This is a genomic window from Sphaerisporangium sp. B11E5 (assembly GCF_039871875.1).
Taxonomy (GTDB): Bacteria; Actinomycetota; Actinomycetes; order Streptosporangiales; family Streptosporangiaceae; genus Sphaerisporangium.
The window spans coordinates 80214-100358 of the sequence record NZ_JBDPMD010000004.1 but is presented as its reverse complement, the minus strand read 5'-3'; the positions used below and the strand labels follow the sequence as shown (position 1 = coordinate 100358).

17 protein-coding genes are annotated in these 20145 nt (G+C 70.0%); 7 read left to right on the top strand and 10 right to left on the bottom strand.

What is annotated here, in order from left to right:
- The first annotated feature begins 286 nt into the window (after window positions 1–286).
- Window positions 287–1579 carry a cellulose binding domain-containing protein gene (locus ABGB17_RS05990; protein ID WP_347626782.1) on the top strand — a complete coding sequence of 431 codons (1293 nt, stop codon included), beginning with the start codon at window positions 287–289 and terminating at the stop codon, window positions 1577–1579.
- 46 nt (window positions 1580–1625) lie between these two features.
- On the opposite strand, the gene ABGB17_RS05985 is transcribed toward ABGB17_RS05990, so the two are convergent.
- Entirely contained in the window at window positions 1626–2582 is a 957-nt protein-coding gene (locus ABGB17_RS05985) for a YafY family protein (RefSeq protein WP_347626781.1), read from the bottom strand.
- 228 nt (window positions 2583–2810) lie between these two features.
- Between ABGB17_RS05985 and ABGB17_RS05980 the strand changes: the two genes are divergently transcribed.
- Complete coding sequence (locus ABGB17_RS05980; RefSeq protein ID WP_347626780.1) at window positions 2811–4487, top strand: heparinase II/III family protein; 1677 nt, start codon at window positions 2811–2813, stop codon at window positions 4485–4487.
- Here ABGB17_RS05980 and ABGB17_RS05975 read toward each other — a convergent pair.
- On the bottom strand, window positions 4460–6886 hold the full coding sequence (locus ABGB17_RS05975; RefSeq protein ID WP_347626779.1) for a hypothetical protein: 2427 nt from the start codon (window positions 6884–6886) through the stop codon (window positions 4460–4462). The two genes, ABGB17_RS05980 and ABGB17_RS05975, sit on opposite strands and share 28 nt — an antisense overlap.
- 114 nt (window positions 6887–7000) lie before the next feature.
- Complete coding sequence (locus tag ABGB17_RS05970) at window positions 7001–7396, bottom strand: ATP-binding protein (RefSeq protein ID WP_347626778.1); 396 nt, start codon at window positions 7394–7396, stop codon at window positions 7001–7003.
- Between the two features lie 507 nt (window positions 7397–7903).
- On the opposite strand from ABGB17_RS05970, the gene ABGB17_RS05965 reads away from it, so the two are divergent.
- The 3 genes from ABGB17_RS05965 to ABGB17_RS05955 are packed head-to-tail and all read left to right on the top strand — an operon-like array spanning window position 7904 to window position 9136.
- Window positions 7904–8248 carry a metalloregulator ArsR/SmtB family transcription factor gene (locus tag ABGB17_RS05965; RefSeq protein WP_347626777.1) on the top strand — a complete coding sequence of 115 codons (345 nt, stop codon included), beginning with the start codon at window positions 7904–7906 and terminating at the stop codon, window positions 8246–8248.
- A complete protein-coding gene (locus ABGB17_RS05960) occupies window positions 8235–8723 on the top strand; it encodes an SRPBCC family protein (RefSeq protein WP_347626776.1) in 489 nt (162 codons plus the stop codon). Before ABGB17_RS05965 ends, ABGB17_RS05960 begins: the two co-directional genes overlap by 14 nt.
- Entirely contained in the window at window positions 8723–9136 is a 414-nt protein-coding gene (locus tag ABGB17_RS05955) for a VOC family protein (RefSeq protein ID WP_347626775.1), read from the top strand. The genes ABGB17_RS05960 and ABGB17_RS05955 overlap by 1 nt, the downstream gene beginning before the upstream one ends.
- A 139-nt stretch (window positions 9137–9275) precedes the next feature.
- Here ABGB17_RS05955 and cimA read toward each other — a convergent pair whose 3' ends face one another.
- Window positions 9276–10850: a citramalate synthase gene (cimA, locus tag ABGB17_RS05950; protein WP_347626774.1), complete on the bottom strand. Its 1575-nt coding sequence runs from the start codon at window positions 10848–10850 to the stop codon at window positions 9276–9278.
- Between the two features lie 333 nt (window positions 10851–11183).
- Between cimA and ABGB17_RS05945 the strand changes: the two genes are divergently transcribed.
- The gene (locus tag ABGB17_RS05945) at window positions 11184–11834 is read left to right on the top strand and encodes an O-methyltransferase (RefSeq protein ID WP_347626773.1); all 651 of its coding nucleotides are present in this window, start codon (window positions 11184–11186) and stop codon (window positions 11832–11834) included.
- Between the two features lie 45 nt (window positions 11835–11879).
- Here ABGB17_RS05945 and ABGB17_RS05940 read toward each other — a convergent pair whose 3' ends face one another.
- The 6 genes from ABGB17_RS05940 to serA all read right to left on the bottom strand — a co-directional run bounded on the left by ABGB17_RS05940 (window position 11880) and on the right by serA (window position 19013).
- Window positions 11880–12893 (bottom strand): ABC transporter permease, encoded by a 1014-nt coding sequence (locus ABGB17_RS05940; protein ID WP_347626772.1) that lies wholly within the window; start codon window positions 12891–12893, stop codon window positions 11880–11882.
- Window positions 12890–13954: an ABC transporter ATP-binding protein gene (locus tag ABGB17_RS05935; RefSeq protein WP_347626771.1), complete on the bottom strand. Its 1065-nt coding sequence runs from the start codon at window positions 13952–13954 to the stop codon at window positions 12890–12892. The genes ABGB17_RS05940 and ABGB17_RS05935 overlap by 4 nt, the downstream gene beginning before the upstream one ends.
- A complete protein-coding gene (locus tag ABGB17_RS05930; protein ID WP_347626770.1) occupies window positions 13951–14343 on the bottom strand; it encodes a GntR family transcriptional regulator in 393 nt (130 codons plus the stop codon). Before ABGB17_RS05930 ends, ABGB17_RS05935 begins: the two co-directional genes overlap by 4 nt.
- A gap of 105 nt (window positions 14344–14448) precedes the next feature.
- Window positions 14449–15546: a branched-chain amino acid aminotransferase gene (locus ABGB17_RS05925; protein ID WP_347626769.1), complete on the bottom strand. Its 1098-nt coding sequence runs from the start codon at window positions 15544–15546 to the stop codon at window positions 14449–14451.
- Between the two features lie 190 nt (window positions 15547–15736).
- Entirely contained in the window at window positions 15737–16795 is a 1059-nt protein-coding gene (locus tag ABGB17_RS05920) for a 3-isopropylmalate dehydrogenase (RefSeq protein WP_347626768.1), read from the bottom strand.
- 628 nt (window positions 16796–17423) lie between these two features.
- Window positions 17424–19013, bottom strand: a complete 1590-nt coding sequence (serA, locus tag ABGB17_RS05915; RefSeq protein ID WP_347626767.1) for a phosphoglycerate dehydrogenase — start codon at window positions 19011–19013, stop codon at window positions 17424–17426.
- A gap of 211 nt (window positions 19014–19224) precedes the next feature.
- On the opposite strand from serA, the gene ABGB17_RS05910 reads away from it, so the two are divergent.
- Window positions 19225–20124: a hypothetical protein gene (locus tag ABGB17_RS05910; protein WP_347626766.1), complete on the top strand. Its 900-nt coding sequence runs from the start codon at window positions 19225–19227 to the stop codon at window positions 20122–20124.
- Window positions 20125–20145: the final 21 nt, after the last annotated feature.

Sequence of the window (20145 nt, the reverse complement as noted above, 5' to 3'; positions counted from 1 at the left end):
TATCCACACCTCCCCTGGCCAGGAACTATGGGAGCGGCCATTCCGTGATCGCCTCCCCGCCGCCGGGACACGGACTCCTTGACATGAGCTGTCGGGTCGTATTTGCTCCCCTCGCACAACCTTCCCTCATCGCATGTGCGGCGCACTGCGAATTGTCTACCGACTGTTAGCGCTAACACATTGGCTCCACGTCGAGAACGGTCTTTCATGCCCCGACGGAAAGGCACGCCCGCACCATCTGGTCATCACCGATCCGGTCCCCTACGGCCAGCAAAGGGAATCGCAAATGTTAAAGCATAGGTCCGTCCTCGGTGCCGCGGCCCTGGCCGCGGTGGTCGTCCTCGCCACAGGTCACGCGGCGATGAGCAGTGGCACGAAGGCCGCGTCGGCCGGCAGTGCGGCCGCGCTCGCGGGTACCGCGGGATGCGGGAAGAACCCGACGCTGACCAGCGGAACACGGAACATCACGACCAGCGGCAAGAATCGCCAGTACATCCTGCGGATCCCCGCGAACTACAACAACAACAACCCCTACCGCGTGATCATCGGCCTGCACTGGCTGAACGGCACCATGAACGACGTGGACTCCGGCGGCAGCAGCGGCGCGGTCTGGTCCTACTACGGCCAGCGCCAGCTGTCCAACAACAGCACGATCTTCATCGCGCCGCAGGGCTTCAACAACGGCTGGGCCAACAGCGGCGGCGAGGACGTCGTCTTCATGGACGACATCCTGCGCCAGGTCGAGGCGGACCTGTGTGTCGACCCCTCGCTGCGTTTCGCCATGGGCTTCAGCTACGGCGGCGGCATGAGCTTCTCCCTGGCGTGCAGCCGCGCGTCGGTCTTCCGCGCGGTCGCGGTGTTCGCCGGCGCGCAGCTCAGCGGATGCAGCGGCGGCACCCAGCCCATCGCCTACATGGGACTGCACGGCCTCTCGGACAACGTGCTCAACATCTCCCAGGGGCGGGCGCTGCGTGACAGGTTCGTCCAGAACAACGGCTGTACGCCGCAGAGCCCGCGCGAGCCGGCCGTCGGCAGCCGGACGCACATCACCACCGAGTACTCGGGATGCCGGGCCGGGTACCCGGTCGTCTGGGCCGCGTTCGACGGCGGCCACGGGCCCGCTCCGGTGGACGGGAGCGGCGGCGACAACGGCGCCCAGACGTGGACCAAGAACGAGGTCTGGCGGTTCGTCTCCCAGTTCCAGAGCACCACGACCCCGACGCCCACCCCGACGCCCACGGTCACCCCGACCGTCACGCCGACGGTGACCCCCACGGTGGACCCGGGTGGATGCTCGGCCACGATGCAGACGGTGAACTCCTGGCCCGGCGGCTTCCAGTCTTCCGTCACCGTCCGCGCCGGCAGCAGCGCCATCAGAGGCTGGACGGTCAACTGGAGCTGGTCCGGCGGGCAGAACATCAGCAGCCTGTGGAACGGCGTCCGCTCCGGCTCGGGATCGAACGTGAGCGTGCGCAACGAGGCCTACAACGGCTCGCTGGCGGCCAACGGCACCACCACGTTCGGCTTCACCGCGAGCGGCAGCGCGGCCACACCCACACTCTCCTGTAGCGCTTCCTGACCCATGGCGCGGCGGCACCTTCATCACGAGTGGAGGTGCCGCCGCGTCATGCTGTGCAGCGGGCGAACCGTTCCGACCACTCCCTGAGGTGGGTGGCCAGCTCCGGCGGGGAGACGATCTCGAAGTCGGCCCCTATGGAGCCGAGGAGCAGAGCGGGCCAGTGCAGGTTCTCCGTGTTCATTACGACACGGCAGTTGTGCTCGTCTATCTCCTCCACGCCGGCCCAGTTGGCCGTGGTGCGGCGGACTGTGGCGGCGGGGGCGTGGACGACGACCTCCACGGCGTGCACGGGGGCGAAGGCGACGTCGATTCCCTGGCGGACGAAGGCGGCGGCGTCCTCGGCGGGGAGGTCTCGTGGGCGGTAGCGCTCCTCGGTGGGGACGGGGTCGGAGATGCGGTCAAGGCGGAAGCTGCGCCAGTCGTGGCGGACCAGGTCGTAAGCCACCAGGTACCAGCGGCGGCCGAGCGGGACGAGACGGTGCGGTTCGACGTAGCGGTCCGTGCGCTCGGCGTCGCGGGCCTCGTACGCGAAGCGGACCCGCACCTCGTCGCGGCAGGCCTGGGCGATCGTGGTGAGCGCGACGGCGTCCACGGTCGGCCCGCTGCCCCACACCGGCGGGACGGTGGCGGTCCGCAGGGCCTCCACGCGCCGGCGCAACCGCGGGGGCATCACCTGGACGATCTTGGCGAGGGCTCGCACCGACGCCTCGCCGATGCCGGAGACCGCGCCCTGGGCCGCCATCCGCAGCCCGATGGCCAGCGCCACGGCCTCCTCGTCGTCCACCAGCAAGGGCGGCAGCACGGCGCCGGCGGAGAGTTGGTAACCGCCGTCCACACCGCGGTTGGCCGTGACCGGGTAGCCGAGCTCCCGCAGCCGGTCCACGTCCCGCCGCAGGGTACGCGCCGACACGCCGAGGCGGTCGGCCAGCTCGGCGCCCGGCCAGTAACGGTAGGTCTGGAGCAACGAGAGCAGTCGTAAGGTCCGCGAGCTGGTGTTCGCCATGTCTCCCATAGTGCCCGCCATTGCGGCCGGAACATGACCGCAATTCCACTTCCCCGGTACGCCCCGCCCTGCCCCCGCCGTGACGGGGCGGGGCGTACCCGAGGCTGCTCTTTCCCAGGACAACTGGTTGTTAACGATGTGTTCCTGGGGACCTATGCGACTTGACCCGTTCGTCAGGGATCCGACAGCATGATCCGGCTTCGCCGCCCCCCATGGAAGGAACTGGCTGTGCCCCGCCGGACCCTTGCGATTCTTGTCGGTCTCGTCCTCGTGGGCGCCGTCCAGGCCGTACCGGCCGCCGCCGCGCCGGTGGCGGTGAGACAGACGGCGGAGTGCCAGGGGGACTGGCTGCCTGCCACGCCGACGTCCGAGCAGGTCATGGCGGGTGAGGTGCAGTTCCTCGACCTGCCGCCTGTGAAGATCGGCAAGAGGGTCGACTGGAACCGCAGCCCGTTCGGCAACCGGTCGTGGGACATGGTGTTCTCCTCGTTGCGCTGGGTCGGACGGCTGGTCGCCGACTACGAGACCTCCGGCAAGGAGGCGTACCTCGATCGCGCCACCGAGCTGATCAAGAGCTGGGTGGAGAGCAACCCCAAGGGCGGCTCCCGGACCAGCCGGTACGCCTGGGAGGAGCACCCGATCGCGCTGCGGGCGCCCGTGCTGGTGTGCCTGAGCAGGCACGTGAAGGCGTCCTGGCTCACCCGCAGCATGGTGGACCACGGGCGTGAGCTGGCCGACCCCGCCAAGTACGAGAAGGGGCACAACCACGGCCTCGACCAGGACATCGCGCTGCTGCGCCTCGGCTGCCGCAGCGGCCACAAGGAGTGGGCGGACCTCGCGATCCGCCGCATGACCGGCACCGTGCGGCTCGACGTGGACAGCCAGGGGGCGTTGCAGGAGCAGGCCCCCCGGTACGGCATCTACGTGTACGAACGGCTCAAGGTCGGCATGGAGTCCATGAAGGACTGCGGCCGCAAGGTGCCGGCCGAGATCGCCAAGCGGTGGGAGAGCCTGGAGAACTACATCACCCACGCCACCCAGCCGAACGGCTTCATGGTCCCCATCGGGGACGGCGCCGCCGACGTCAAGCCGGCCGGTTTCGACCACCCCAAGCAGACGGTGAAGGTGTTCAACGCGGGTTACGTCTTCGGCCGCACCAAGTGGGACGAGCCCGAGTCGTCGTACTACTCGATCCGCTTCGGCCCCGGCCTGAAGTTCCACGGCCACGAGGACCACCTCGGCGTCACGTACTACGCGCAGGGCCGCGACATCCTGGTGGAGGCGGGGTTCCACTCCTATGAGCGGACCGGCTACCGCTACTGGACCATGTCCCCCGAGGCCCACAACGTCCCGGTCGTGGTCGGCAAGCCGTTCCGCGGCCGCACCGCCAGCTCCCTGGTCGCGTCGAACGTCAAGCCCGGCCGCCAGTCCTACAAGCTGACCGACAAAGCCTACGGCGTCGCACGCCACCGCTCCGTTCTCGTCGACCACGACGACCCGCTGATGGCCGTGCTCGACACCGCCCCCGGCGCCCAGACCCGCAACTACTGGCACCTGGACCCGTCCCTCACCCCCGTCTCCACCAAGGCCGGCCGGGTGGTCGTGACGGACAAGTCAGGCTGGAAGGCCACCGTGCTCCAGGTCGCCATGCCCGGCTGCAAGCCCATCTCAGGCCAGTCCGTGGTCAAGGGCCGCACCAGCCCGTACCAGGGCTGGATCTCCCCCTCCTACATGCGCAAGGTCCCCGCGTCGGTCATCGTCTCCCCCGCCGCCCCGTCCCTGCTCACCCTGACCGTCCCCGGCACCGGCGACGCCGACGTCACCTGCACCTCCTCCCGCGTGACGGTCAAGGCAGGCGACACGAGCACCAGCTTCCGCTACTCGGCCTCCGGCACCCTGTCGTAGGCACGGACGACCACCTGTCCGGGCACAGGTGCCGTGCCCGGACCACCGGACAGATGGTCGTGCAACTGAGCGTGGCGAAACTGGTAGATGGGGCCGACCGTCCGCAACACCCCCAGCCGGTGCGCGTCCTCCAGGAAGCCCATCAGCCGCCACGGGAGCTTCCGCCGCAGCGCCAGCGTTCCCGCGGCGACGGCGAAGGCAAGCCACGCGTGGTGCCTCCCGCTGGTCAGTCCCAGCACCATGCCGAAGGCCAGCCCGACCGACACGAACAACGTGGTGCCGACAGCCACGTCCGCCCCCGGCATGGCGGGCAGCCAACTCCAGAACAGAAGTGTGAGCAAGACCGCGAGTATCAACCCGAGCATCAGCATCCGGACCATGGTGAGGGTCCGGTCGGAGCGCCAGCTCAGCCGCGGGGTCATGATCGAGACGAGAGCCGGCTCCTCCGCCCATCTGACCACGCCGGTCACGAAGCCGGCCGCGAGACCGGCCCCCACCGCGATCAGGAGCAGGGAACCGGCGGTGCCGTAGCTGAGGACGGCCCCCAGACGCAGAAGCTCGAACATGAGTCCTACCTTTAGCCCTATGACGAGCCAACGTGCGAGATTCCGCCCGAGACCACGCAGGGCCGCACCTCGACGCAGGCTCAGATCGGCGTAGCCCGGCTCCTCGTGGTCCCACCTTCCGGCGGACGCGAACACGACCGCCAGACCGGCGGCGAGTCCCAAGGTGATCCCGAGTGGTCTGGTTCCGGGTTCGCCGCCGGCGGCCACGCCGATCAGGACGTACACCACGAGTCCGAGCGGTGTCCCGATAGCGACCCTGAGAACCAGACGGCGGAGGAAGACTCGTGACCTCGTGGCGCGGTCCGGCTCCGTCCCGGCGCCTGGTCTCAACTCGGGCAGCCCGACCCTGAGGCCGAACACCGCCCCGAACACCAGGCCGACCACCATTCCGATCAACGTCGCTGTCCCCGCCGCGTACGGCCACCTGCCCGCCCCCAAGCGAGCCGCCACCAGGATGCCCATCCCCTGGCCCAGCAGCAATCCGTGCAGCACCACGTTCACCAGCGCCGTCGCGACCCCCGCGGCCGACCGGAAGCCGGGAAGGGTACGGGCGAGGTGCCACCACGCGATGTCCCGGGTGACGTCCGGTGGGAACACGCGCGCCAGATAGCGCAGGTAGCGCCGGACGGCCACGGGGTCCCATCGGCGGCGGGGGCGGAAGTGATCCGCGGCCTCCGCACTGGGCGGCCGGGCCTGGAGAAGTGCCGGGACGAGATGGTCCATCATGTGGGCGCGCAGGGCGGCGTGGTCCTCACCGAGCGGGCCGACCAAGGGGGAGGGGTCGGCGCCGGTGCCGATGTAGACGGTGCGGATCAGCCATAGGCCGAGCGGGGTGGACACGGCCGTGGCCAGTCCGGGCACGGTTCCGGCCACGATGGCGTCCAGTACCGTCCGCCATGTCGAGGACGGCCTTCCCGGCAGGCACGCCTCGAGGTAGGCCACTGCGGCCACCGAAGTCAGCAGTTTGGGAGTGATGACGGCCGCGCCATGCAGGGCCTGACCTGCCTGGGGGACGGCAGTCGCGAATTCTCTGCTCCTACTGGTCAGCACCAGTTGGTCGTCCGCGCCGAGCGAGTCGTTCAATGCTTTGATGACATCTGCCCGGCGATCCCCCGGGATCTCGTCCAGTCCGTCCAGGACAGGCAAGATGTACCCGCGCGCCACGAGCGACCCCGCAACCCCCGCGCCAAGTCGCGGAGACGACAGGGCCGGATAGTCCTGCACCAGCCGTACCGTCAGCCAGTCCTGTAATCGAGGATGTGACCCCGTGTCCCATCCGGAGACCGGCAGCAGCACCGGGACCGGCACCGTCTCCCCGTCGCCGGCCGCCGCCTTGTCAGCCTCCCGGGTCTCCAGTAGCCGCAGCAGCAGTTGCACCGCCAGGGTGGTCTTGCCGGTGCCGGGGCCGCCGGTGATGACCAGGCGCCGTCGTTTCAGTGACCGGAACCGACGTGCCATGTCGGCGATGTCGGCGCTGCTGCCGGTGAAGACCGGTTCGGGGTCGTCACTGATCAGACGAGGCTTGCTCATCACGGCGGTGTTGGCGCTCAGTTGCCAGATCACGGGAATGGGTTCGGGACTGTCCACCGCCCGCAGTCGCGCTTCGGTGCGCCACTGGTCTCGTACAAGCGCGGCCAGGACATTTGCCGCATCATCCGGATTCACCTCGGACGCCGGACCGTTCCCCCGCCGAAGCCACGCCACCACCGCGGCCATCGCGGCGGCCGCGGTCAGTGCGACCCCCGCGAGGTCCGCGAAATTGTTCCCGGCGCCAGGGTCCACACCCCAGGCCACGATCGCGACCACCGCCACAAGCACCGTCAGGGCCAGCACTCCGCGCAATGTCCGGCCTCGGCCGCTCCACCACTTCACACCCGACATAGTCCGGCTTCGCTTGCTATGCGGCACCACCGATGCACGAATTGTGATCGGCGAACCCTGATCGGTTCACATCACGTCGTAGGTCAGCTCGAACCAGACGACGCGGCCCGCGATGTCGTCCTCGACCCCCCATCGCGTGGAGATCAGGTCGACGAGGAGCAGACCTCGGCCGCCTTCGGCCAGCATGTCGTTGCACGGTCGTGGCACCGTGTCGCCGCCCGCGTCGCGGACCTCTCCGCGTATCCGGCCTGCGCCGTCCGTGACGGTGAGGGTGACCTTTCCGCCATTGTGTGAATCGGAGTGGACGACGGCATTGGTGACGAGTTCCGAAACGAGCAACGTCACGTCGTCGACGGCGGGGTGGTCCGCGCCGATCGTGGTCTTCACATATTCACGTGCCAGGGAAACCGACTCCGGAGAACCGCTCAGCTCTATGACACCTGTCGCACGGTCAGCCATCATCCACGGAACACCCTCACCGCTCGTAGCGAATCCGCGACTGATCGAAATGACGCTCTACCAGGTTGACCACGAACGACTACGATCGGTAGTGAATCCAGCTCACCATCCCATCACATTACGGGGGCGGCAAGCGGCGAGACCTCAGAAATCCCTCTGTTTTTTACGGGCGGGGATTTCTCTCCGAGGACCCGGGAGCGGTGCTCACCATTCCCTGGACTTCCGGAGAAGAAACGGAGGATCGGATTACAGCGGCAATCAATACTTGACGCGATAACACATGGGCGATCTCCCACTCATCGGTTAAGCGGTGCCAGAGCACATCAGAATGCCATATGGCACCCATATCCCGAACAAGCCATCGAACGTCTCATCAACGGGCGAACCTTACGTTTCCCCTGCGGCCGGCGGGCAGGGCGGGCGGGCCGGCGGCGGCGGCTCCGAGCCTTGACACGGGGCCGGGCGGTCTCGTATAAAACCATCTAGTTATTAAACCGAGAGGTTACTCACATGACTGCCGATGTCCTCGACGCGACCTTCGCGGCGCTGGCCGATCCCACGCGGCGGGCGATCCTGGCCCGGCTGGCACGGGGGGAGGCCACCGTCGGGGAGCTGGCGGCGCCGTTCGCCATGAGCCAGCCTGGGGTGTCGAAGCATCTGCGGGTGCTGGAGAAGGCCGGGCTGATCTCGCGGGGGCGGGACGCGCAGCGCAGGCCGTGCCGGTTGGAGGCGGGGCCGCTCAGGGACGCCGCGCGGTGGCTGGAGAACTACCGGGACTACTGGGAGGAGAGCTACCGGCGGCTGGACGGGCTGCTGGCGGAGCTTCAGGACGAGGAGACCCGTGATCCGTCCTGAGGGCCTGGTGGTGAGCACGCCGTCCGCCGTCGAGGTGGTGCTGCGCAGGGGGTTCGCGGCGCCGCGCCGGCTGGTCTTCGACGCGTTGACGCGGCCGGAGCTGTTGCGGCGGTGGCACGGGGCCCGGGGGTGGCAGCTCGTGGTGTGCGAGGTCGAACTGCGGGCCGGCGGGGCGTGGCGGTTCGTCGCCCGGGGCCCGGGTGGGGCCGAGATGGGCATGAGAGGGGTGTACCGGGAGGTCGAGGCACCGGCGCGGCTGGTGCAGACCGAGGTGCACGACGGGTGGGACGAGGGCGCGGCCCTGGTCACCACCCTGTTGGACGAGCGTGACGGGCGCACCGAGATGACGACCACGGTGCGGTACCCGTCGCAGGAGATCCGCGACAGCGTTCTCCGCACTCCCATGGAACGCGGCGCCGGCGAGGCGTACGACCGCCTGGCCGCGCTGCTCGACGATACGAAAGGCACCTCGTGATGACCGAGACCCCGCAGAACCCTGTTGTCCTTCCCGGTGCGTTCCTCCTGGAACTCGTCCCCATCCCGGTCGCGGACGTCGACCGGGCCAAGGACTTCTACATCGGGCTGGGCTTCACCCTGGACGTCGACATCGCCCCCGCCGAGGGGGTCCGCGTCGTCCAGCTCACCCCGCCCGGCTCCGCCTGTTCCATCTCCCTGACCACGGGTCTCCCCTTCATGGAGATGCCTGCCGGCAGCCAGCGCGGGCTGCACCTGGTGGTCCACGACATCGAGAAGGCTCGCGCCACCCTGGTCGAACGCGGTGCCGACGTGGGCGAGATCCAGGACATGGGCCGAGGGGTCACCTACGCGTACTTCGCCGACCCAGACGGGAACACCTGGACCCTTCAGCACATGCCCTGGCGGATCTGAACAGGGTCCGCGAGGGGGTGGTGCTCCGGCTGACCACCGTTGCACGGCGCCGGATTCGCCGTAGCACGTCCCGCCGTCGCGGCGCCGGTCAAGGCTCACGCGACGGCAGGGCGGGGACGCGGGCGGACGTGTGGTGAGGTCAGGCGTGGTGTCCGGCGCGGAGGAGGCCGTAGGTGACGGCCTGCTCCAGGGCCTGCCAGGAGGCCTCGATGATGTTCTCGTCCACGCCGACCGTGGCCCATTCGCCGGTGGAGTCGCTTGAGGTGATGAGGACCCTCGTTATGGCGTCGGTGCCGTGGGTGCCTTCCAGGATCCGGACCTTGAAGTCGATGAGCTCCACGGCGGCGAGTTCGGGGTAGAGGCGCTCCAGGGCCAGGCGGACGGCGCGGTCCAGGGCGTTGACGGGGCCGTTGCCCTCGCCGGTGGCGACGATGCGTTCGCCTTTGGCGAGGAGTTTGACGGTGGCCTCGCTGACCACGTCGCCGCCGGGGCGGCGCTCCACGATGACGCGCCAGGATTCGACGGTGAAGTGGCGGCGGCGGTCGCCGGTCACGGTGTCGCGCAGGAGGAGTTCGAAGGAGGCGTCGGCGGCTTCGAAGGTGTGGCCGGCGGACTCGAGTTCCTTGACGCGGTCGACCAGTTCGCGGGACTGGGCCGGGGTCAGGGCGTAGCCGAGCTCCTTGCCCTTCAGCTCCACCGAGGCGCGGCCGGCCATGTCGGAGACCAGCATCCTCATGTCGTTGCCGACTTCGGCCGGGTCGATGTGCTGGTACAGGTTGGGGTCCACCTTGATGGCGCTGGCGTGCAGGCCGGCCTTGTGGGCGAAGGCGGAGACGCCGACGTACGGCTGGTGGGAGTTGGGGGTGACGTTGGTGACCTCGCTGATGGCGTGGGCGATGCTGGTCATCTCGGCGAGCGACTGCGGCGGCACCAGGTCGAAGCCCCGCTTGAGCTGCAGGTTGGCCACCACGGTGAACAGGTTGGCGTTGCCGGAACGTTCGCCGTAGCCGTTGGCGCAGCCCTGGACGTGGGTCGCGCCGGCGCGGACGGCGGCCAGGGAGTTGGCGACGGCGCAGCCGGTGTCGTCGTGGCAGTGGATGCCGACGCGGGCGCCGGTGCCGACGGCCTCGTGCACGACGTCGGCGAGCTCCTCGGGCAACATGCCGCCGTTGGTGTCGCACAGCGCGACGACGTCGGCCCCGGCCTCGGCGGCGACGCGCAGCACCTCCAGCGCGTACGCGGGGTTGGACTTGTAGCCGTCGAAGAAGTGCTCGGCGTCCAGGAAGACCCGCTGCCCCTCCGTACGAAGGTGGGAGACCGTGTCGCGGATCATCGCGAGGTTCTCCTCCAGGGTCGTACGGAGGGCCAGCTCCACGTGCCGGTCGTGGCTCTTGGCGACAAGGGTCACGATCGGCGCGCCCGATTCGCGCAGTGCGGCGACCAAGGGGTCGTCGGCCGCCCGCACACCGGCCCGGCGGGTCGCGCCGAACGCGGCGAGTTGCGCGTGCTTCAGGTCGAGCTCGGTCTGAGCCCGACGGAAGAATTCGGTGTCCTTGGGGTTGGCGCCCGGCCAGCCGCCCTCGATGAAGCCGACGCCGAGCCGGTCGAGCTGGCGTGCCACGGCGAGCTTGTCGGCGACGGTCAGGGACAGGCCCTCCTGTTGCGCGCCGTCACGCAGCGTCGTGTCGTAGACGTGGAAGCGGTCGTCGGCCATGGTTCGTCTCCTTCGGGGTGCTGTCCGGTGAGCGCCGCACGCGGGCCGGAACCTGTGGCCCAAACAAAAAGACCCCTCACGGACGTGAGAGGTCTGCGCGCCGGCACTGTCCCTTGATCAGCCGGCGCGCCTGCCGATAATGAGCAGACTGTTGAGCATGGTGGACATCAGTCTGCCACACGCCGCCACCATGTGACGCACCGTTCTCAGAATCCGAGACGAAATCCGGCGAGGACGGCCGGACAAGGGCTCTCTGACCAGCGACGACGCCGGCGGCCGGACGATCGGGAGGTCCGGGCCCGCCACCGGCGCGGGTGGAGAAGAATGGCGGGCATGAAGGCTTTCTCGTTCATCACACCCACTGTGGCCGAGTACGTGACGAGCCACACGACCCCGCCCGACGACGTGCTCAGGGAGCTCGCCGAGGAGACCCTCGCGGCCACGAGCAAAGACGCCGTGATGCAGATATCGCCCGAGCAGGGCACCTTCCTCACCATGCTCACCCGCGTCAGCGGCGCCGTGAACGCGGTCGAGGTCGGCACGTTCACCGGTTACTCCTCGATCTGCATCGCCCGGGGGCTCCCCGAGAACGGCCACCTGACCTGCTTCGACGTCAGCGACGAGTGGACGTCGATCGCCCGCAGGTACTGGCAGAAGGCGGGGTTGGCCGACCGCATCGAGCTGCGCCTCGGCAACGCCGCCGACAGCCTCGCCGAGTTCCCGATCCGTCCCGAGATCGACCTTGCGTTCATCGACGCCGACAAGTCCGGCTATCCCGTCTACTACGAGGCCATCATGACCCGCCTGAAGCGGGGCGGCATCATCCTGGCCGACAACACGTTGCGCCACGGCAGCGTGGCCGACTACACCGACGGCGAGGCCGCCGGCATGCGCGACTTCAACACCCATGTGCTGAACGACCCGCGGGTGACCAGCACCATCCTGCCGATCGCGGACGGCCTCACCATGGTGCTCAAGAACTGACCGGCGCGCGCCGCCGGAGCCTTGGCGATCTCCGGTGGCGGCGTGTCAGGTCAGGCGGCGGACGCGCCGGAGGCAGAACACGGCGAGACCGGCGGCGAGGCCGAGGTGGACGCCGGTCTCGATCGCCTGCATGGGCCAGTAGTGGGTCGCGGGCTGGTACACCATGTGCTGCCGGTAGCCGAGTCGCTTGATCTCGGCGAGGCACGGCGTGACGTCCCCCCGCGACCGGCAGGGACCCGACTTCAGGGACAGGGGAATGGCGCCGACCGCGCGCCCGGCCGGGTCGACGGTCTGACTGGACAGCAGCCAGGCCGACGGGTCGGGGGCCCGTGTGCTCACCCGGATGGGGCTTCCCCCGGCGGGTGCGCCGAGGCTCTCCAGGCTCCCGCGGGTGATCTCGACGGTCGCGCGGACGGGCGGGACCAGGTGGGGCCGCACCAGCAGCGGCATGGCGACCTGGACGGCGGCGAAGACGCCCAGCGTGAGGACCATGGCGGGCACGGTGCGGCGCAGGAGCATCCCGGCGGCCACGCCGAGGAGAACGGCGAAGGCGGCGTACCCGACGGGGACGATGCCGCGCGCGGCGAACTGCAGCGGGCCGATACGGGCGAGGTCCCCGGTGGCGACCTCGTCGATGGGGCCGGCCCACCAGCTCACCGCGAGCCCTCCCACGGCCCCGGCGGCCATGGCGGCACCGCCCACGACGGCGAGCTTGACCGCCAGCCAGCGGGTGCGGGTGACGCTCTGTGCCCACACCAGCCGGTGGGTGCCGCCTTCCAGCTCCCGGCTGACGAGCGGCGCCCCCCAGAAGAGGCCGACGAGGACAGGAAGCGCCAGGACGGCGGCGCTGACCGCCAGCAGCACGTCCTTGTAGTCGTTCAGGAAGGTGTCCAGGACTCCCATGCACATCGCCGAGGCCACGGTGCAGGCGGCAGCCCCGGAGGCGTAGTCGCCGGCCATGCCTGGGCCGGTGGCGGCCAGAACCGCGGCGAGGATCGCGAGGCAGACGGCGACCGCCGCGGCGGCGGCACGGAACTGGCGCCACGCCAGCCAGGTCATCGCAGCACCTTCAGGACGGGCCGCCCCCCTGTGGCGCCGCCGGCGTTCATGGTGCCGCTGGTGCCACTGGTGCCGGTGCTGTCCGGGGCGGCGGCGCGGAGGGTGTCCAGGGGGTGACCGGCGCCGCCGGCCCTTCCTCCCGCACCGCCGGAACCGCCACCGCGGCCCATGCCGCCGGGGTCACCGGCGCCGCCGGTGGAAGGGGTGGACGTGGGCCGCGCCATGTACGCCAGGACGAGGTCTTCCAGGCTGAGGGAGGCGACGGTCCACGACGGGTCGTGGACCGGGTCCTCGGTGCGGACGACGAGGGTGGTCTGGCGGTCGGTGTGGCTGGCGGAGACGACGTGCTGGCCGGAGGGCAGGGTGGCGGGGTCGCGGCGGGGGCCGGTGAGGCGGTGGTGGGTGGCGAGGAGGTGCTCCACCTCGCCGGCGAGGCGGACGTGGGCGTCGGCGAGGACGATCAGGTAGTCACAGGTGCGTTCGAGGTCGGACAGCAGGTGCGAGGACAGCAGGACGCTGAGTTCCTGCTCGGCTGCCGCCTCCATCAGGGCCTGGAGGAACTCGCGGCGGGCCAGCGGGTCGAGCGAGGACACCGGCTCGTCCAGGATCAGCAGCTCGGGGCGTTTGGCGATGCCCAGAGTGAGGGCGAGCTGGGCCCGCTGGCCGCCGGACAACCTGCCCGCGCGGCGGCGGGGGTCGAGGCCGAGGCGCGTGACGCGGTCCCGGGCCAGCGACGCGTCCCAGCGGGGGTTGAGGCGGGCGCCGAGGCGCAGGTGGTCGGCGACGGTCAGGCCGGCGTAGGTGGGGGCCTGCTGGGCGACGTAGCCGACCCTGGCCAGTTGCGCGGGGCCCGCGCCGGGCACGCCGCCGAGCACCCTGATGGTTCCCGCGCTCGGGGCGGTCTGGCCGGCGGCCATGTTCAGCAGCGTGGTCTTGCCCGCGCCGTTGGGGCCGACCAGGCCGACGACGTGCCCGGCGGGGACGTCGAGCGTGCAGTCCGACAACGCCCAGCGCCGGCCGTACCGCTTGCCGAGACCTTCGGTCCGTAACAGGGCCGTCATGCTATGTCCTGCTGAGCGGAGGACCGAAAGGTCGACATGAACAACGCCTCGATGCTCTCCTCGTCGAGGCCGGCCGCGCGGGCCTTGGCCAGCCAGCGCCGCAGGTCCTGGCGCAGCGGCCCGTGCGCGGCTAGCGAGGCGTCGGTCAGCGTCGCCGTGACGAACGTCCCGATGCCGGGCCGCGCGGCCACCAGGCCCTCGTGTTCGAGCTCACGGTAGGCCTTCAGCACGGTGTTGGGGTTGATGGCCAGCCGCGCCACCACTTCCTTGACCGTGGGGAGCCGGTCTCCCTCGCGCAGCAGGCCGAGCCGCATCGCCTGGCGTACCTGGCGCACGAGCTGCAGGTACGGCGAGAGGCCCGAGCGCTCGTCCAGATGGAACTCGATCACATCAGCACTCCATTCATCTACGTAATTAGCACATTAGCACTGCCCGCGTGACGACGAACGGCCCGCCCCGGAGAGCCGGGACGGGCCGTGAGGGTCGACGAGGACTCAGCAGATCTTGTGCACCCAGTCGTGGGGGTCGGCGGCGGTGCCGTACTGGACGGCCATCAGGGACTCGCGCAGGCGCATGGTCAGCGCCCCCGGGGTGCCGTCGCCGACGGTCCAGCCGCCGTCGGTGCCCTTGACGCTGCCCACGGGGGTGATGACGGCGGCGGTGCCGCAGGCGAAGACCTCGGTCAGCTCGCCGGACTCGCAGCCCGCCCGCCACTCCTCGATCGAGATCTTGCCCTCCTCGGCCTTGAGCCCGAGGTCGGCGGCCAGGGTGAGCACCGAGTCGCGGGTGATGCCGGGCAGGAGGGTGCCGGTGAGAGCGGGGGTGAGGAGGCGGTCGCCGTAGACGAAGAAGAGGTTCATGCCGCCCATCTCCTCGACGTAGCGGTGCTCGAAGGCGTCCAGCCACACCACCTGGTCGCAGCCGTTCTCCACGGCCTGGCGCTGGGCGACGAACGCCGCGGCGTAGTTGCCGCCGCACTTGGCGAAGCCGGTGCCGCCGGGGGCGGCGCGGGTGTAGTCGCGCGACAACCACACCGAGACCGGCTTCACGCCGCCGGGGAAGTACGCCGCGGCGGGCGAGGCGATGACCATGAACTTGTAGGTCTTGGACGGGTAGTTCACCCCGAGTGCCGGCTGCGTGGCGATCATGAAGGGGCGCAGGTACAGGCTGTGGCCCTCGGCGGTGGGCACCCACTCGCGGTCCTGCTGCACGAGCAGCTCGAGCGCCGCCACGAAGACGTCCTCGGGCAGCTCGGGCATCGCCATGCGGGCCGCGGAGACGTTGAAGCGCGCCGCGTTGGAGTACGGCCTGAACGTGACGATCGAACCGTTGACCTGCCGGTACGCCTTCAGGCCCTCGAACAGCTCCTGCGCGTAGTGGAACACCGACGTGGCCGGGTCGAGGGCCAGCGGGCCGTACGGCATGAGGCGCGCGTCGTGCCAGCCGCGGCCCTCGGTCCAGTCGATGCTGATCATGTGGTCGGTGAAATGGGTGCCGAAGCCCGGATCGGCGAGTACGCGCTCGCGCTCGGCCGGAGTGCGCGCGGACTCGGTTGGCTGCACGTCGAAGCTGAGCTGCGGAGCGGTGGTCATGTCGAAGATCCTTCTCTTCTGTCGAGGTCGCGCCTTGCGTCCATTCTGCGACGGACCTGGTAACGGGAAACTACTGCAACATCTGGGCAAACGGGAGTGTGGCCCGTTGAGTGCCCACTGGACGCGAAAACGCGCACGGCGGGCCCTCGGCGGGCCACCGTGCGCGTGGGTGTCGGCGTCGGGTGGCCCCCTAGCCGGCTACTCGCCCGGCGAGGTCGTCGCCGATCTCGCGGGCGGAGCGGACGATGCCCGCGACCTGGCGACCGGCGAGGTCGTCGGCCACGGCCTTCTCGACCCGGGCGGCCTCACCCGTCAGGCCGAGGTGGTCGAGCATCATGGCGACGGACAGGACGGTGGCCGTGGGGTCGGCCTTGCCCTGCCCGGCGATGTCGGGGGCGCTGCCGTGCACGGGCTCGAACATGCTCGGCGCCCAGGACGAGGAGCCGGCCGGCGCGGGGTTGACGTTCCCGCTGGCCGCGAGGCCGATGCCGCCCGCGACGGCGGCGCCGATGTCGGTGAGGATGTCGCCGAAGAGGTTGTCGGTGACGATGACGTCGAACCGCTCGGGCTGGTTGACGAAGAACATCGAGGCGGCGTCGACGTGGCAGTAGTCGGTGGTGACCTCGGGGTACTCGGTGGAGACCCGCTCGACCACCCGGGACCACAGGTCGCCCGCGTAGGTGAGCACGTTGGTCTTGTGCACCAGCGTCAGCTTGCGGCGCGGCCGGGTGACGGCCTTCTCGAAGGCGTAGCGGACGACCCGCTCGACGCCGAAGGCGGTGTTGAGGCTTTCCTGGGTGGCGATCTCCTGGGCGGTGCCCCGGCGCATCACGCCGCCCGCCCCGGCGTACGGCCCCTCGGTGCCCTCACGCACGACGACCATGTCGATCGCCGGTGAGCCCGCCAGCGGGGTCTCCACGCCTGGGTACAGCTTGACCGGCCGCAAGTTCACGTAGTGGTCGAGCTCGAAGCGCAGCTTGAGCAGCAGCTCGCGCTCCAGCACGCCGGGCGGCACGCTCGGGTCGCCGACGGCGCCGAGCAGGATGGCGTCGTAGCCCCGCAACTCGGCGAGGGTCTCCTCGGGCAACGTCTCACCGGTCGCGTGGTAGCGCGCGGCGCCGAGGTCGTAGGTGGTGGTCTCGGCCTTGAGGCCGACGGCGTCGAGGACCTTCAGGCCCTCGGCGACCACTTCCTTGCCGATGCCGTCTCCCGGAATGACCGCGAGCCGGATGTCGTGGGAATCCCGCATGCTGGTACCTTACAGGGCTGTCTCGGAGATCGAGCACCACATCTCACTGCACGAGACGAGTGCGCCGCGTTCAGCGGACCGGCGCGCCGCCGTTGTCCCGGCGGTCCAGCGCGGTCTGCACGGGGTCGGGCGTCTCCTCGTCGTAGTGGTGGTGCTCCTCGGCATGGTCCCAGGGATACATGTCGTACATCGCAGCGCTCTTTCGTCTCTTCGTGTCTCACGCACGGGCGGCGCGGTGCCCCTCGGCACGCACCGTGGGATGTGGAACGGGAACGCGGATTGCGGTCGGCGAATCCGGGCGGGCTCCGGTCCGTAACCCGGGTCGCGGACGGGGACCGGATGGTCGGCCGGCGGGCATGCCACGCACCGCGGCGGGTCGCCGGCCTGCCCTGGGTCAGGCCCCGCCGCGGCAGGTAATAAGTACGAGTACCTGGCGCGTCATCATCATTCACGGTACCCGGCGGTTCCCGCGCTGTCTCCTAGGACGACCTATTATCTCACTATGTGAGATACCCGACCGGCATGATGAGACGAGAAAGGCCCGTCAACCTGGGTGGTTGACGGGCCTTTCGGAAACGACCGCGATCAAGCCGTTTCCGACCGTTTCACAGGACGTGTAAGAGCGGTGTCAGTCGCGGAGGTCCACCGTGCGGCCGCCCTCGGCGCCGATCTCCTGCGCGATCTGCTCGGTGACGTCCGCCGGGATGGTGGAGTCGACGGTCAGCGCGATGAGCGCTTTGCCGCCCTTGGCGTCCCGGGACACCTGCATGGACGCGATGTTGACCTCGCGCTCGCCGAGGATGCGGCCCACGATGCCGACGATGCCGGGCCGGTCGGTGTAGGTGAAGAACGCGAGGTGGTCGGTGGGCTCGATCTCCATCGCGAAGCCGTTGACCTCGACGATCTTGGTGATCTGGCGCGGCCCGGACAGGGTGCCGGACACCGAGACCGTGCGGCCGTCGGCGAGCACGCCGCGCACGGTGACCACGTTGCGCCAGTCGGGGCTCTCGTCGCTGGTGACCAGCTCGACCGTCACGCCGCGGTCCTTGGCGAGCAGCGGCGCGTTGACGTACGTCACGGAGTCCTCGACGACGTCGGTGAAGACGCCCTTCAGCGCGGCGAGCTCGAGCACCCGCACGTCCAGGGACGCGATCTCGCCGCGCACCTCGACGTCCAGCCGGGTGGCGACCTCGCCGGCCAGGGCGGTGAACACCCGGCCGAGCTTCTCGGCGAGCGGCAGGCCCGGCTTGACCTCCTCGGCCACGGCGCCGCCCTGGACGTTGACGGCGTCCGGCACGAACTCGCCGCCGAGGGCCAGCTTGACGCTGCGGGCCACCTGGGTGCCGGCCTTCTCCTGGGCCTCGTGGGTGGAGGCGCCGAGGTGCGGGGTGACCACCACGCTGTCCAGCTCGAACAGCGGGCTGTCGGTGCAGGGCTCCTTGGCGAACACGTCGATGCCCGCTCCGGCGACCCGGCCCTCCTTGAGCGCGGAGTACAGGGCGCTCTCGTTCACGATGCCGCCGCGGGCGACGTTGACGATGCGGACGGACGGCTTGACCAGGTGGAGCTCCCGGTCGCCGATCAGCCCGATCGTCTCCTTGGACTTCGGCAGGTGGACGGTGATGAAGTCGGCCTGCCGCAGCACCTCGTCCAGCGTGGCGAGGCGCACACCCATCTGCGCGGCGCGGGCCGGCTGCAGGTAGGGGTCGTAGGCGACGAGTTCCACGCCGAACGGCGCGAGCCGCTGGGCGACGAGCTGACCGATGCGCCCGAGACCGAGGATGCCGACGACCTTGCCGTCCAGCTCCACACCGGTGTACTTGGACCGCTTCCACTCACCGTTCTTGAGCGCGCCGTGCCCCTGGGCGACGTTGCGTGCGCTGGCGAGGATCAGCGCCACGGTGTGCTCGGCGGCGCTGACGATGTTGGACGTCGGCGCGTTGACGACCATCACACCGGCCTTGGTGGCCGCCTCCACGTCGACGTTGTCCAGGCCGACCCCGGCTCTGGCGACGACGCGCAGGCCGGGCGCGTGGGACAGCGCCTCGGAGTCCACCTGGGTGGCACTGCGTACGATGAGCGCGTCCACCCCGGCGAGGGCGGGCAGGAACTGGGACCGGTCGGCGCCGTCGGTGTGACGGACCTCGAAGTCCGTCGCGAGCAGGGCGAGACCTGCCTCCGACAGCTCTTCTGCGACCAGGACGACGGGCTTGTTCACTGGTGGGTCCTTCAGGAAGTGCGGATGCACGGACAAGCCCAGAGTCTATCCGTGCTTGTGAAACAACTCACGAGCGTCCGGCATACGAGACACGCGGCGGGGGTACCCCCCTAAACTGGATTCCACCCGCAAGCCGCCAAGTTGGTATTGATCACAACATTTCTTGACGATTAGGCTGATAAGCTGTGTCCCACTACCTATCGTGTGTCGTATGAGCATCGGGAACCCCGCTCTCGGAGAAGTGCTCGCGCAGCACGGCAGCCCGCACCGGCTACTTGCGGCTCTCGCCGAGTGGGGCATCCTGGTGGCCGTGCGTCCGGATCGTTCCGTCGTCCTCGGCACGACACAGACCGGTGAGCGCGTCCTGCTCGGCTACACCGGCCCCGGCACGTACGCCCGGCACCGGGGCAACCACTCGCTGTCGGCCTGTGACGCCGACACCATCCTCGACATCCAGCGTGTCACCGGCGTCCGCGAGATCGTCATCGACGCGGCGGGACCCGCGGCGGCGGCCGTCCCGATCGAGGACCTCCAGCGTTACCTCGCGACCACCCGCAACACCCGGCACGCCCCGGCCATGTCCAGCGCCTCGCCCACCGCGTACGCGACCGGCGCCATGGCCACGGTCGGCGGCCAGGCCGCCCCGCCGGCGGCCCCGGTGCGCGGCCTCGGCGAGACGCTGACCGCCCCGGTGGCCAACCGCACCGAAGACGCCGCGGCCCGCGCCTGGATCCCCGCGCCGCGGCCGCACCTGTCGGGCCCGATGCAGCAGGTGGATCCCGGGTACAAGCGCTGCCACCATCCGATCCTGCCCGCGCTGCGCGTCGCCATCGCCGAGCTGCTGCGCGACTTCCCGCTGGTCCACCACGTGTGGATCTCCGAGGCCCGCACGGTCTCCGGGTCGTCCGGCATCATGCTGCACGTCAAGGTGCACACCCGCGCGGCCGAGGACATCGTGCGCGACCTGCACCGCATGGTCAGGGCCCGGCTGCCGCAGCTCGCCGCCAGCGAGGCGCCGGTGCTGATGGCCCGGGTGGCCGACGCCAACACCGAGCGCCGCATGATCGAGCTCGGCGCGCACGTGGTCTGCGCGGACGTCCGCGACTCCTGAGGGTCTCACCGTGCAGGTGCG